This window comes from Desulfofundulus australicus DSM 11792, from assembly GCF_900129285.1.
Lineage (GTDB): Bacteria > Bacillota > Desulfotomaculia > Desulfotomaculales > Desulfovirgulaceae > Desulfofundulus > Desulfofundulus australicus.
In genome coordinates this window covers 83,686-96,881 of record NZ_FQUW01000009.1, presented here as the reverse complement: position 1 = coordinate 96,881, position 13,196 = coordinate 83,686, and the positions used below count along the sequence as shown (strand labels likewise).

The 13,196-nt window shown below is 62.0% G+C and carries 12 protein-coding genes; 11 read left to right on the top strand and 1 reads right to left on the bottom strand.

Annotation, left to right across the window (positions count from 1 at the left end):
* The first annotated feature begins 91 nt into the window (after positions 1-91).
* The 8 genes from BUB44_RS04415 (at position 92) to BUB44_RS04380 (ending at position 10,258) form a co-directional block, all read left to right on the top strand.
* On the top strand, positions 92-2,023 hold the full coding sequence (locus tag BUB44_RS04415) for a DUF5693 family protein (RefSeq protein WP_073163488.1): 1,932 nt from the start codon (positions 92-94) through the stop codon (positions 2,021-2,023).
* 307 nt (positions 2,024-2,330) lie between these two features.
* Positions 2,331-3,536, top strand: coding sequence for a polysaccharide pyruvyl transferase CsaB (gene csaB, locus BUB44_RS04410; RefSeq protein WP_073163486.1), 1,206 nt, complete (start codon positions 2,331-2,333; stop codon positions 3,534-3,536).
* Positions 3,537-3,637: 101 nt separating this feature from the next.
* Complete coding sequence (locus BUB44_RS15325) at positions 3,638-5,200, top strand: phosphodiester glycosidase family protein (protein ID WP_242655840.1); 1,563 nt, start codon at positions 3,638-3,640, stop codon at positions 5,198-5,200.
* Between the two features lie 61 nt (positions 5,201-5,261).
* Positions 5,262-6,335 (top strand): hypothetical protein, encoded by a 1,074-nt coding sequence (locus BUB44_RS04400; RefSeq protein WP_242655845.1) that lies wholly within the window; start codon positions 5,262-5,264, stop codon positions 6,333-6,335.
* A 244-nt stretch (positions 6,336-6,579) separates the two neighbouring features.
* Positions 6,580-7,011: a 3-hydroxyacyl-ACP dehydratase FabZ gene (fabZ, locus tag BUB44_RS04395; protein WP_027355847.1), complete on the top strand. Its 432-nt coding sequence runs from the start codon at positions 6,580-6,582 to the stop codon at positions 7,009-7,011.
* Positions 7,012-7,177: 166 nt separating this feature from the next.
* A complete protein-coding gene (locus BUB44_RS04390; RefSeq protein ID WP_073163484.1) occupies positions 7,178-8,245 on the top strand; it encodes an MraY family glycosyltransferase in 1,068 nt (355 codons plus the stop codon).
* A 79-nt stretch (positions 8,246-8,324) separates the two neighbouring features.
* Positions 8,325-9,194, top strand: coding sequence for a UTP--glucose-1-phosphate uridylyltransferase GalU (galU, locus tag BUB44_RS04385; RefSeq protein ID WP_027355845.1), 870 nt, complete (start codon positions 8,325-8,327; stop codon positions 9,192-9,194).
* Positions 9,195-9,319: 125 nt separating this feature from the next.
* Entirely contained in the window at positions 9,320-10,258 is a 939-nt protein-coding gene (locus BUB44_RS04380; RefSeq protein ID WP_073163483.1) for an SDR family oxidoreductase, read from the top strand.
* Between the two features lie 14 nt (positions 10,259-10,272).
* Here the strand turns inward: BUB44_RS04380 and BUB44_RS15320 are convergent, their stop codons facing one another.
* Positions 10,273-10,413 carry a hypothetical protein gene (locus BUB44_RS15320; protein WP_165611004.1) on the bottom strand — a complete coding sequence of 47 codons (141 nt, stop codon included), beginning with the start codon at positions 10,411-10,413 and terminating at the stop codon, positions 10,273-10,275.
* Between the two features lie 131 nt (positions 10,414-10,544).
* Here BUB44_RS15320 and BUB44_RS04375 point away from each other — a divergent pair, with 131 nt between their 5' ends.
* The 3 genes from BUB44_RS04375 (at position 10,545) to BUB44_RS04365 (ending at position 13,193) form a co-directional block, all read left to right on the top strand.
* A complete protein-coding gene (locus BUB44_RS04375; RefSeq protein ID WP_027355843.1) occupies positions 10,545-11,282 on the top strand; it encodes a YetF domain-containing protein in 738 nt (245 codons plus the stop codon).
* 49 nt (positions 11,283-11,331) lie between these two features.
* The gene (locus BUB44_RS04370) at positions 11,332-12,759 is read left to right on the top strand and encodes a phosphoglucomutase/phosphomannomutase family protein (protein ID WP_073163481.1); all 1,428 of its coding nucleotides are present in this window, start codon (positions 11,332-11,334) and stop codon (positions 12,757-12,759) included.
* A gap of 116 nt (positions 12,760-12,875) precedes the next feature.
* Positions 12,876-13,193: an AbrB/MazE/SpoVT family DNA-binding domain-containing protein gene (locus BUB44_RS04365; RefSeq protein ID WP_073163479.1), complete on the top strand. Its 318-nt coding sequence runs from the start codon at positions 12,876-12,878 to the stop codon at positions 13,191-13,193.
* The last annotated feature ends 3 nt before the right edge of the window (positions 13,194-13,196 follow it).

The window sequence follows — 13,196 nt, the reverse complement described above, 5'->3', positions numbered from 1 at the left end:
TCCTGCAGAACGCCTGCCGTGCCTGCAGGAGGTTTATTAATTTCAGGGGACTTTGGTGGGAACATTTTTATTATGCTGGAGGTCATTTTTTATGAAGCAACGCTGGTATCCACTGCTGCTGGTGGTTTTGCTGCTCGCGGGCATAATCGCGGCGGGGGCGGCGGGCTGGCAGCGCTACCGGGTGGAGGCGGCTTTCCGCCAGGTGGAAGTGGCCATGCCCTATGATGAGCTGAGCAGGCTGGCCAGGCTATCGGGACGGGATACCGTGGAGGTAATGCGCCTTTTTCGGGAGCGGGGGCTGACTACCGTGCTGGTTAAAGAACCCACGGCGGACGACCTGCGCCGGGCGGGAGAAATGGCCATCATGACCGGCCAGGAGCTGCTGTTGATGTCACCCCCCTGGCTGGGGCAGTTGCAGGCTGACGGCGGTTTGGCGCCCTCAGACACTTACCTGCTGACCACGCGGGAAAAAACTTTCCAGCGCCTGCTGGTCCAGCTCCGGGCCAAAACTTCCGGGGCTCAAGGTTACCGGCCGGCCCCGGGAGTTTACGTGGTGCGCACTCCCGCCGATCCCGGGCTGCTTGCCCAGCTGGGCCTGGGGTTCCCGGAAGAGCCCCTGCAGGAAAGCGCCCGGGCCGGGCTGCTGGTGGCGGTGCAGGTGCGTAGCTGGCCGGGAGCCACTGCCCGGGGGATTGAGCAGGCCCTGGCACCTCTGAAGGATATTCCCAACCTTTCGGTTCTGGCGTTTAACGACGATACCCTGCCCGGCTACCCGCAAAAGCTGCGGGCACTGGCCCGGGTGATCGAGCAACTGGGTGTGCCGGTGGCCCAGATCGAGTTCTTCCCCCAGAAAGGCTTGAATACACTGGGAATTCTCCTGGACAAGCAGGTGGTCCGCCTGCACAGCATTTCTCCCGGTGAGCTGGGCCGGTATACTCCTACCGGGGCCCTGGAGAGATACCGGCTGGCCGCGGCCGAGCGCAACATGAGGCTGCTGCTGGTGCGGCCCTTTACGGCAACGGGTGGGCAGGATCTGCTCCAGGAAAACCTGGATTTTGTCGGCAGGCTAAAAGCAGGCCTGCAACTGGAGGGCCTGGTGGTGGGGCGGGCGTCTACCCTGCCGGCCGTACCCACTTCCCGGATCGGCTTCTTTGTGATGGGGCTGGGGGTCATCGCCGGCACTCTGATCCTCGCCGGTCGCCTGGGCCTGTGCCGGGGTGAGATCTGGCTGCTGCTCCTGACGGCGGCCTGGGCCGGGCTGCTGGTGGTGGCCCCGGTTCCGGCACGCAAGCTGATGGCCCTGGCCGCGGTAATCATCTTCCCCGGCCTGGCCCTGATTACCGGTGTGCGCGCCCGGGGTTCATCCATCCTGGAAAGCGCGGGCCTCCTTTTGAGCACCACCCTGGTATCTCTGCTGGGCGCGCTGTTCATGGTGGGCCTGCTGGCGGATGCCGGGTTCATGCTCAAGCTGGACCAGTTCAGCGGGGTCAAGGTGGCCCACCTGGCGCCGTTGCTCCTGGTGGCGGGGGTGTTTTTCTTCCTTTCCGGCCCGGCTGAACCTGCGGCAAAGCGCCTCCACAGGACGCTGGACCAGCCGGTGCTGGTCAAATGGGCCGTTCTCACCGCCCTGCTCCTGGTGGTGCTGGCCGTTTATCTGGTGCGCACGGGCAACGAAGGGGAAGCGGTTACCACCGCCCTGGAGTTGAAATTCCGGGGATTGCTGGATGCCCTTCTGGGGGTGCGCCCGCGAACCAAGGAATTTTTGCTCGGCCACCCCGCTTTGATGCTGCTTTTCTATACCGGCTACCGGGATAACCGCTTCCTGCCCCTTCTGCTGCTGGGCGCCATCGGGCAGGTCTCCCTGGTGAACACCTTTGCCCACATCCACACGCCGCTGCTGGTATCCCTGGTGCGGCTGGTCAACGGCCTGGTGCTGGGTATGCTGGTGGGCCTGGCGGTTATCCTGGTGGTGAATCTGGCCGGGAAATGGTGGCGCAGGTTCTTCCCGGGGGATAGTCAGTAACCCCGGTTGGACGCGGCCCAGCACTCACCCAAATATGATTCTGCTCCCGGAGTTACAGGTTTAATTGACACATCAGGTTTCGAAAAGAGCCAGTAATCCCAGTGAGTGCTGGGTCCTCGTTCACTCCAGTGCTTCGCGTCGACAGCACCGCGGCTTGCTTCGGGCCGCCCAGCACTCACTGAAAAAGTTATACTGGAAAGCCCTGCACTTACTATTTTGTTACAGCAAGCTTAGAAATAGCATTATGGCCAGTGAGTGCTGGGTCTTCTGCGGATTGAATAATTCGGGTGAAAACGGGGGTGCAGTTATGGCGGCTGGTGGAGGGCCGGTGGTGGCCATCTCCGGCTATTACGGTTTCGACAACCTGGGGGACGAGGCGGTCCTCTACAGCCTGCTGGAGGCCCTGCGGGAGGTCTGCCCCGCCGTCCGGCCGGTGGTTCTTTCCCACGCCCCGGAGAGGACCCGCGCCCTTTACGGCGTGGAGGCCGTGAACCGCTGGCGGGTGACGGAAGTTTACCGTGCCCTCGCCGGTGCCGACCTGGTGATCAGCGGCGGGGGCAGCCTGCTGCAGGACGTCACCGGCCTCAAGAGCCTGGTCTACTACCTGGGCGTGGTCTGGCTGGCCCGTCGCCTGGGCAAGCCGGTGGTTTTCTACGCCCAGGGCATCGGCCCCGTGCGGAGCAGGACGGGCCGGCTGCTGGTGCGCCTGGTGGCCAGCGACGTTCAACTGATCACCGTACGGGACGCGGCTTCCGCCCGTGACCTGGCGGAGATGGGGGTCACCCGGCCTCCGGTGGAGGTTACCGCCGACCCGGTGCTGGGCCTGGACCCGGCCCGGACGGGCAGGGAAAAGGGTATGGAGATCCTGGAAAGGGCGGGCATTCTCGAACCGCCGGCCACAGGCGGGGGGAATAATAGCCGCCCCGGTGAAGATGGCGGCTCGGGGACGGCCGTGCCCGTGGTGGGGGTATCGGTGCGGGAATGGCCCGGCTTCGGGGCGGAACAGCAGCGGGCCCTGGCCCGGGTGGGTGACCACCTTTGCCGCCGGGGATACCGGGTGCTTTTCATTCCCCTGCACTATCCGGAAGACCTGGCCGTGAGCCGCCAGGTGGCAGCCATGATGCAGGAGGGGGCTATCGTCCTGGAGCGGGGGCTTACCGTTGGTGAGGCCGTGTCCCTGTTTGGCTGCCTGGACCTGCTCATCGGCATGCGGCTGCATGCCCTGATCCTGGCCGCGGTGATGGGCGTGCCGCTGCTGGGCATAAGCTACGACCCGAAAATAGAACGTTTCCTGGAACAGCTGGGTCTGGAGCCCGGGGGGCGGGCCGCCGATCTGGACTGCAGTGCATTGAGCAAAGCGGTGGATGAAATCCTGGCCGACCCGGCCGGGTTCAGGGCCCGGCTTTCCCGGGCCGTAGAGCCGTTGAGGGAGCGCGCCCGGGCCACCGCCCGGATGGCCGGTGCATTAATGGAAGTTGGAGGTCGGAAATCGGAAGTTGGAACAAATGATTAGTTAAAATTGCCCCGGGCGTAAATTTTTTTGTTCCTTCATCCTGGAAAAATAACGTAAACGAGGTATTGTTTATCTGGTGAGGTGCATAGCAGGTAATGCTCTTGTCAGGTTCCTTGCGGGTTATAAAAAAGCTGGTTTCTCTCCTGGTTGGGGGGGCCGTTCTCTGGTGCGGCCTGGCCTTGCCGGCGGCCCGGCCTGCGGGCGCGGAAAGTGCTGCGGGCACTCCCGGGTCCGGCCAGGTTTCGATCTCCGGCCTCCCGGCGCCGCAACCCCTGGTTTCCCGGCCGCCGGCCGATCAGATCCAGACCCTGGCCCCGGGTGTCTGCTATTATCCCATTTCCGGGCGCACCTGGCAGGATGAACCCTTAAAGGGGCATGTGCTGGAAGTGGACCCCGGGCAGGCCCTGCTGGAAGTGCGGGTGGCGGTGGGCGGCGACGCCCTTGGCCGGAAGGAAACGCTGAGCCGGCTGGCCGCCCGCCACGGGGCCGTGGCCGCCGTGAACGGGGGGTACTTCGACCCCTCCTCCGGACACCCCATCGGCAGCCTGGTCCAGGACGGCCGGCTGCTGGCCACCTCCGGGATCCTGCGGACCTCCGTCGGGATCACCGGAGATAACCGGGTCCGGTTCGGTTACTTCGCGCCCCGGGTGACGGTGCGTCCCGGAGATGGGGAACCCCTGGTGGCGGCCGGGGTCAACACTTCCCCCGTGGCCGGGGGGATTACCCTGTATACCCCGGCCTGGGGTGAGCGCGCCGGTTCCGCCGGTGACGGTATTGATGTGGTGGTACGTCCGGAGACGGAAAAAAGCAGCCGGTACATAGTTTCGGAAATTGGTTACGGGGGCAGCCCGATTCCCCGGGACGGTTACGTGCTCACCTTCCGGGGTGAGGCGGCCGCACAGGCTGCCGTGCTGGCGGTGGGCACACCGGTGGACGTGCAGTTCGACTGGGGTGCCGGCTGGGAAGGGTTAAAGCACCTGGTTACGGCCGGGCCCCTGCTGGTGGATGAGGGGCAGCCCCTGCTCCAGGCCATTATGGAAGGGTTCCGGGGCAGCGTGCTGGAGCCGGCCCCCCGCACGGCCATAGGGGTGGACGGCCAGGGCAGGCTCCTGCTGGTGGAAGTGGACGGCCGGCTGAAGGAGTGGAGCGCCGGCGTTACCCTGGAGGAACTGGCCTACCTGATGGCCGACCTGGGAGCGGTGCGCGCTGCCGCCCTGGACGGGGGAGGTTCCAGCGCCATGTGGGTGAAGGGCAGGCTGGTCAGCCGTCCATCGGGGGGACGGGAGCGGGAGCTGGCCAATGCCATTCTGGTGCTCCATCAGGTGCCGGTTTATCTGAACGGCGAGCGGCTGTTTTTTGACGTTCCGCCCCTGATGGACAATGGCCGCACCCTGGTACCCATGCGGAGGATTTTCGAAGTCCTGGGGGCGGAAGTGTCCTGGAATGAAGAAACCAGGACCGTGACGGCGACCCGCGGGGAGCGCACGGTCAGCCTGGCCCTGGGGCAGAAGGAGGCCGTTGTCAACGGTAAAACCCTGCCCCTGGACGTTCCCGCCCGGGCGGTGGAAGGGCGTACCATGGTCCCCCTGCGTTTTGTGGGCGAGGCCCTGGGGGCGGCGGTAACCTGGCAGGGTAACCCGCCGGCAGTAATAATCGAGCAGTGAAAAACCCGGCCGGGCTCCCGCGGGGATAATGGCCCGGCGTGAAAGGTGAGGGATAACCGTGATGGCAAGAATATACAGGCTCCTGGCGCCTTTTATTGCCGCCCTGGTTGCGGCCAGCACCCTTCTGCCCCTGCCCGCCCTGGCCGGGGACGCGGTGGTGGAGGTGGATTACCGGGACGACATTACCTACAACCATCCTTACTATGTGACCCGGTTGCCCGGGGGCAACCTGCTCCTGACCCGGGTAGGCCACCAGTCACCGGCTGTGGTGGAAATCACCCCTGCCGGCCAGGAAGTCTGGTCTTACCGGGGCGTCCAGGCTGCTGCGGCCACCCGCCTGGCCAGCGGTAATACCCTGATTGCCGATTCCGGTGCGCCGGGGAGGCCTTTTGCGCCCCGCGTGGTGGAGGTAACCCCTGCCGGCAATGTGGCCTGGGAGTACCGCCTGCCTTCCCTGGCCCAGGCGCCCCGCTACGCCCAGCGGCTTTCCAGCGGCAATACCCTGATCACCCTGCCCTACAAGATTATCGAAGTAACCCCGGATAAGAGGGTGGTCTGGTCCTACGGCTGGGGCAGGCCGGTGCCGCCGGGCACCCCCGGTCACCTGGCCAACCCGGTGCAGGCCGTGCGGCTGCCCAACGGCCACACCCTGATCGTGGACCAGGGATTTACCGGGGGTCGGGTGCTGGAGTTAGACGCTCATAAGCAGGTGGTATGGCAGGTGGGGGACGGTACATATAACCCGCCGCCCGTTTCACAGGGGGTGCCGGGGGAAGCGGCGGGGAGCGGGGAAGGACAGGGCGACCGGCAGGTACTTCCCGGCCCGGCGGGTACCGCCCCGGCCGCTGATGCCGCCCCCCGGCCGGTCCGGCTCAAGCGGCCCACGGGTGTCCTGCGTCTTCCCAACGGGAACACGCTGATTGCCGATGCCGGCACTTCCACCCTGCTGGAAGTGGCTCCGGACCGCCGGGTTGTCAATTCCTGGTCCTGGAAGGGTGCCCTGGCCGGTCTTCCCGTGATGAACCAGTGGCTGGCTGCTCCCGTGGACCCGTTCAGGGTGGTTGTTCCCCTGACCCTGACCAGCTCCCGGTCCCGTGTCCTGGTGATTGCCTCACCGGATGACGCTGCGCAATAGTTCCGGCCCGCCGGGGGCGCCGGCTGTAACCTGGCACAATCTACCACTAATATCCGGTGGTGGCGGCGCATACAGATTTATCGTGTGCACCGGGGCCGGCCCGGAACCCACGCCGGCCCCGGCTGAAAAAATTTTGGGCGCGAAGGGCCGGGCGGGAAGCTTTTTGTGGTATAATATTCCTGTCCGCAGGCGCGTGCTTAAATTCTGCGAAAGGAGTGTTGTTCCGGCTGGGGCCGGAAAATTCATGCTGGACATTAAATCGATTGCAGAAATTTTGCCCCACCGTTACCCCTTTTTGCTGGTGGACAGGGTTCTGGAGGTTGAGGCGGGAAAACGGGCCGTGGGCATTAAAAATGTAACCATCAACGAGCCCTTTTTTGCCGGGCATTTTCCCGGCCACCCAGTGATGCCCGGGGTGCTGGTAATCGAGGCTATGGCCCAGGTGGGGGCGGTGGCCCTGCTGCAGGTGCCGGAATTTGCAGGAAAGCTGGCCTTATTTGCCGGCATCGACAAAGCCCGCTTCCGCCGTCAGGTGGTACCCGGCGATCAGCTGCTCATCGAAGTGCAGATACTTAAAATGCGGGGGAACATCGGCAAAGCGGCGGGCCGGGCCATGGTGGGGGATCAGCTGGCGGCGGAGGCAGAGCTGGTTTTCGCCGTGGAACAGGGGAAATAATCAAATTCTTCCTCAGCGGGCAAAATGCTGAATAGGCTTGTCCGGATTCCACTGTTCACCATATTTCGCCCTCCAGCGCATTAAACCACGGTTTGTAGTTGATTAGTTCATAATGGTACAATACTACTGGTAAAATGGGATAATGCCGCTTGCGGAGGGATTGAGCTTGCTGAAATTATGGGTGGGCCTGCTGCTGGCCGGCGGGATCACCCTGGCGGTCACGCCGTGGGTGCGGCAGCAGGCGTTTCGCTGGGGTGCGGTGGATCGGCCGGAGGCCCGCAAGGTGCACAGGAAGGTCATGCCGCGGCTGGGCGGCCTGGCGGTATACGCCGGGTTTGTGACAGCCGTCCTGGTTACCATGCCGCTCACACCCGCCCTGCGGGGGCTGCTGCTGGGGATGACGCTGATCCTGCTTCTGGGCATATGGGACGATACCCGGGGTCTTTCCCCCCGGGTGAAGCTGGCCGGGCAGGTGGTTGCAGCGCTGGTCCTGCTGCCCCTGGGAGTGCAGGTGCATTTTATTACCAACCCCTTTAACGGTCATATTGTCGACCTGGGATGGCTGAGCATTCCCGTCACCATTTTCTGGGTGGTGGCCGTTACCAATGCTGTGAACCTGATTGACGGGCTGGATGGCCTGGCCGGCGGTGTGTCCTGCATTGCCGCCGTGACCATGGCGGTGGTGGGCTGGACGCAGTGGCAGGTTTTTGGTGCCGCCGGGCAGCGGGAAATAATCATGCTGGCCCTGATGCTGGCGGCAGCCCTGCTGGGGTTCCTGCGCTATAATTTCCACCCGGCCAGGATTTTCCTTGGCGATTGCGGGTCCATGCTGCTGGGTTACACCCTGGCCGTAATGGCCATTATGGGCCTGACCAAGAGCGTCACCGCGGTTTCGGTGCTGGTACCCCTGGTTATACTGGGTATCCCCCTGCTGGATACCTTCTTTGCCATCCTGCGCCGCTGCCACAGGCACCGGCCCATTTTCCAGCCGGATAAGGAGCACCTGCATCACCAGCTGCTGGCCATGGGGCTTTCCCACAGGCAGGCCGTTCTGGTAATTTACGGCGTCAGCGCCCTGCTGGGCGCCAGCGCGGTAATATTGAACCTGGTGGCCACCGACCAGGCGCTGGCCCTGCTGGTTGTTATGGCTATTGTAATCATCGCCGGGGCAAACAAGGTGGGTGTAACTGGCAGAATTCCTGATCGGGATCGACAGGCATCGAGCAGATTCTAGAATTAAGCAGCACCAGCGGTCCTGCCGGGTGGGAGGACCGCTTTTTTACACTTTATTTTTCAATGGGGGTGTTGCTTGCATGCGCATATCCAAGGCAATCATTCCGGCAGCCGGCCTGGGCGTACGCTTCCTGCCGGCTACCAAGGCCCAGCCCAAGGAAATGCTGCCCATAGTCGACAAGCCCACCATCCAGTACATCATCGAAGAGGCGGTACATTCGGGTATCGAGGACATCCTGATCATTACCGGCCGTCACAAGCGGGCCATAGAGGACCACTTTGACAAATCCCCGGACCTGGAGGAACAGCTCAGGGCCAGGGATAAGCTGGGGCTGCTGGAGCTGGTACAGGATATCAGCGAGATGGTCGACATATATTATGTGCGGCAGAAAGAACCCCGGGGGCTGGGGCATGCGGTTTACTGCGCCCGGAAATTCATCGGCAATGAGCCCTTTGCCGTGCTGCTGGGCGATGACATTGTGCGCAGCAGGACACCGTGTCTAAAGCAGCTGTTGAACCTTTACGAAGAGATGCCGGGTACCATCCTGGCAGTGCAGGAGGTACCCCGTGAGGACGTCAGCAAGTACGGAATCCTGGATGCCGAGCCCATTAGGGATGGCGTCTACCGGGTGCGGGACCTGGTGGAAAAACCATCACCCGAGGAGGCACCTTCCTGCCTGGCCATTATGGGCCGTTACATAATTGACCCGCGCATTTTTGATATTCTGGCCGAGACGCCGCCCGGGGCGGGCGGGGAGATCCAGCTTACCGACGCGTTGAAGGTGCTCTGTCAGGAGCAGCCGGTCTACGGCCTTGCTTTTAAGGGGCGCCGCTACGATGTGGGCGATAAGCTGGGATACCTGAAGGCCATGGTGGAATTTGCCCTGGACCGGCCGGACCTGGGCGAAGAATTTGCTTCTTACCTCAAGGAAGTTGTGCGGAACCTCTAGAAGCCCGGCATGGTGGGAGCCGGTTTTAAGACCGGCTCCCGCTTATGTACAGCGCTGCCCGGTTGGCCACTGCCGCCCCGGTTGGCCGGGCGATAAATTCTGCAGGATGACGAAAGGGGTTAAGCATGCGGGTTCTGGTTACCGGCGGTGCCGGTTTTATTGGTTCCCACGTGGTGGAGCAGCTGGCGGCGGGCGGGGCGACGGTGGCGGTCCTGGACGACCTCTCCCGGGGCAGCCTGGCCAACCTGCCCCCCGGGGTCAGCCTTTACCATGGGGACATCCGGGATAAGGTGTTTGTACGGGAAACCCTGGAGCATTTCCGGCCCCGGGTGGTCGTGCACCAGGCGGCCCAGGTGGATGTCCGGACTTCCCTGGACGATCCCGCCCGGGATGCCGCGGTAAACATTGAAGGCACCATCCACCTGCTGGAGGCCTGCCGGCGCACCGGGGTGGAAAAGGTGATCTACGCTTCCTCGGCGGCGGTTTACGGGGATCCCCTCTACCTGCCCGTGGACGAGGAACATCCCGTTCGCCCCCTGGCGGGGTACGGCATATCCAAGCATACGGTGGAACATTACCTGCAGGTATACCGCGCCCTTTACGGGCTGGATTACACTGTGCTGCGTTATGCCAACGTGTACGGCCCCCGGCAGGATGCCACGGGGGAAGGGGGGGTGGTGGCCGTTTTTACCCGCCGCCTGCTGCGGGGTGAAGCTCCCTGTATCTTTGGGGACGGCGAGCAGACCAGGGATTTCGTTTTCGTGGGGGATGTGGCCGCAGCCAACCTCGCCGCCATCAAAAGGGGAAGCGGACGGGTCCTTAATGTAAGCACCGGCCGGGCCACGTCGGTGAACGATCTATTCCAGCTGTTGCAACAAATTACCGGGAGCAAAATAAAAGCCCGCTACTGCCCGCCCCGCCCGGGGGACATTCGCCACAGCTACCTGTCCTGTGACCTGGCGCAAAAAAACCTGGGCTGGCAGGCCCGCACGGACCTGGTTACCGGTTTGAAATTGACTGTGGAGTGGTACAGGTATAACCTGAGCCCGGACCGGAGCGGCTGAAACCGCTCCCCGGTTCAATTCTTGCCCGCGCCCCTGCAGCCGATCCTGCAGCCTGCCGGAACCTTATTTTTACGGCCCTGCCGGATCCGGCGCAGGTATTCTTCAAACATCTTTTGCCTTTTCTCCAGCCTGGTGAGCAGCTTTTTGCTGTCCATGATTTACCCCTCCCGGTACCAGTATTGCCAGTAAATGGAATAAGTAAACCCCCTTCCCGGAACACGGTATAATTTCCCTGTCCCCCGGTAAACTAAGGCTTGTAAATTAATACTGATGGAGGGAAGGGAAAATGAATCCTTATCTGGAAATTCTTATCCGGGCGGTGGGTGCTTTTGTGGCGGTCCTGGTAATTACCCGGGTGGTGGGTAAGAGCCAGGTGGGACAGCTTACGGTGGCGGATTTTGTCAACGCCATTGTCCTTGGCTCCATTGCCGCCTCCCTGGTTACGGATCTGAAAGAAAACGGCTGGTACTATGCCTTTGGGCTCGTCCTGTTCGGCCTTTTAACACTTATTTGCGAATATGGTTCGTTAAAATCCCGTCCCCTGCGCAAACTGCTGGAAGGTGAACCCACGGTAATCATCCACAATGGCAAGATCCTGGAACACAACATGAAGAAATTGACCTACAACCTGGATAACCTGATGATGCAGCTGCGGGAAAAAAACGTGTTTAACATTGCCGATGTGGAGTTTGCCGTGGCCGAACCCAACGGGAAGCTGAGCGTGCTGTTGAAGAGCCATAAGCAGCCCCTTACCCCGGAGCATATGCAGATTCCCACCAGGTATCAGGGCATTCCCTCGGAATTAATTGTGGACGGTGTGGTTATCCAGCAGAACCTGAAGCAGAACAACCTGACCGAAGACTGGCTCTACCGGGAGCTGGAAAAGCAGGGCGTCAAGTCGGTCAAGGATGTGGTATATGCCAGCCTGGATTCAGAAGGCAACCTGTATGTGGATAAAAAAGAGGACACCATGCAGAACGTAACCGACATTACCGATAAGCTTCCCGGCAAAATGCCCCAGTAGGCTGGCCGGGTAAATTAATACTGCCAAGTATTGAGAAGGGGGGATTATTCTGGCTACCAGAATTTCCTTTGGCACCGACGGCTGGCGGGGGGTGCTGGCCCGGGATTTCACCTTTGATAACGTGGCCCTGGTGGCCCGGGCGGTGGCCGGCTACCTGGAGGACCACCGGCTGGCCGGGCGGGGGGTGGTGGTGGGCTACGATAACCGTTTCCTGTCGGAACACCTGGCCGACACCGTGGCCGGCGTTTTTGCCCGGCGGGGCATTCCCGTCTACCTTACCGCAGGGGCCACCCCCACTCCGGTTACCGCCTTTGCCATTAAAGAGCACCGGGCCGGGGGGGCCGTTATGCTGACGGCCAGCCACAACCCGCCGGAGTACAACGGGTTCAAGTTTATCCCCGAATATGCCGGGCCCGCCCTGCCCCACATCACCCGGGAAATTGAGGATAAAATTCACCGCCTGCAGGATGCGGGGGAACGGGATGAGCCGGGTGGGCTCCCCGCTGGTTCCGTTCGCCGGATTGACCCCCGGGCCGCCTACATCCAGCATATAAAAGGGCTGGTTGACTTCGAGGCCATCAGAAAGGCCCGGTTGAAGGTTATCGTGGACCCCATGTACGGGGCGGGTATCGGTTACCTGGAGGATATCCTGGCCGGTGAGGGGGTGGAGGTGGAAACCATTCACAACCGGCGGGATCCGCTTTTTGGCGGCAGCCTCCCCGAGCCCACCGGTAAATCCCTGGGCGAGCTGCGCTCCCTGGTTCTGGAACGCGGGGCCCACCTGGGCCTGGCCCTGGACGGGGATGCCGATCGCTTCGGCATCATTGACCGGGACGGCACCTATATAGCGCCCAACCTCTTCCTGCCCCTGCTGTATTATCACCTGCTCAAGACCCGTGGTGAACGGGGGCCGGTGGTGCGCACGGTGGCCACCACCCACCTGCTGGACCGCCTGGCCCGGGCCCATGAGCAGGAGGCCTATGAAACACCTGTGGGCTTCAAGTATATTGGCCAGTACCTGCGGGAAGAAAATTGTCTTCTGGGAGGGGAGGAAAGCGGGGGATTGTCCATCCGCGGGCATATCCCCGAAAAGGATGGCATCCTGGCCGGGCTTCTGGCTGCGGAAATGGTGGCCGCCCACGGCAGGAGCCTGGGCGACCTGGCTGCTGAAGTCTGGTCCAGTTACGGCCGGTTGCTTAGCGAGCGGCTGGATGTACATACCCCGGCGGAAAATAAAAAGAGGATCCTGGAGCTGCTTGAAGATTTTCACCCCCGGGAAATTGGCGGCCTGAAGGTGGAGCGGCGCATTGCCGTGGATGGGACCAAGCTGGTGCTGGAGAACGGTTCCTGGGTGCTGATAAGGGCTTCGGGCACCGAACCCCTTTTCCGTGTCTACGTGGAGGCCGGTACGGAGGGCGAGCTGCGCCGGCTCCAGCAGGAGGTCCGGGCCATGCTGGGGCTGCAGGAGGGCTGCTAATATAAGCATTATGGGAGGTAAAGCCGGGCAATCTTTAGCCCGGCTTTGCTCAATTCCGGCACGTAACTGTGGTATACTTGTAGTAAGAAAATCAAACCACAATGGGGGATTCTATTATGAGTTGTGAAGTAATGCGTGTTACTGCCAAAGGGCAGTTGACAATTCCAGTCTCGATCAGAAAAAAGCTAAATATTCGCGAAGGTGATTACCTGCAGGTCTATCTGGAGGACAATGAGATACGCATGAAAAAGATTGAACCGGTCCGGCCATTGAGTGCCGAAGACCCCATCTGGCGGCTCGTTGGCGTGGGAGAAAGCGGGAAAAAGGATATTTCCGTAAACCACGATTCCTATCTTGCCGAAGGAGAAATTAAGCGGTGCCACTACCTTTGCAGTCATGGAGCGCCTGGGAATAGGCAGTGCTTTCGCTTTTGATCG

Coding starts and splice junctions, on each gene's coding strand:
- BUB44_RS04415 (WP_073163488.1), top strand. CDS start 92: ATGAAGCAACGCTGGTATCCACTGCTGCTGGTGGTTTTGCTGCTCGCG.
- csaB (WP_073163486.1), top strand. CDS start 2,331: ATGGCGGCTGGTGGAGGGCCGGTGGTGGCCATCTCCGGCTATTACGGT.
- BUB44_RS04400 (WP_242655845.1), top strand. CDS start 5,262: ATGGCAAGAATATACAGGCTCCTGGCGCCTTTTATTGCCGCCCTGGTT.
- fabZ (WP_027355847.1), top strand. CDS start 6,580: ATGCTGGACATTAAATCGATTGCAGAAATTTTGCCCCACCGTTACCCC.
- galU (WP_027355845.1), top strand. CDS start 8,325: ATGCGCATATCCAAGGCAATCATTCCGGCAGCCGGCCTGGGCGTACGC.
- BUB44_RS04380 (WP_073163483.1), top strand. CDS start 9,320: ATGCGGGTTCTGGTTACCGGCGGTGCCGGTTTTATTGGTTCCCACGTG.
- BUB44_RS15320 (WP_165611004.1), bottom strand. CDS start 10,413: ATGGACAGCAAAAAGCTGCTCACCAGGCTGGAGAAAAGGCAAAAGATG.
- BUB44_RS04375 (WP_027355843.1), top strand. CDS start 10,545: ATGAATCCTTATCTGGAAATTCTTATCCGGGCGGTGGGTGCTTTTGTG.
- BUB44_RS04365 (WP_073163479.1), top strand. CDS start 12,876: ATGAGTTGTGAAGTAATGCGTGTTACTGCCAAAGGGCAGTTGACAATT.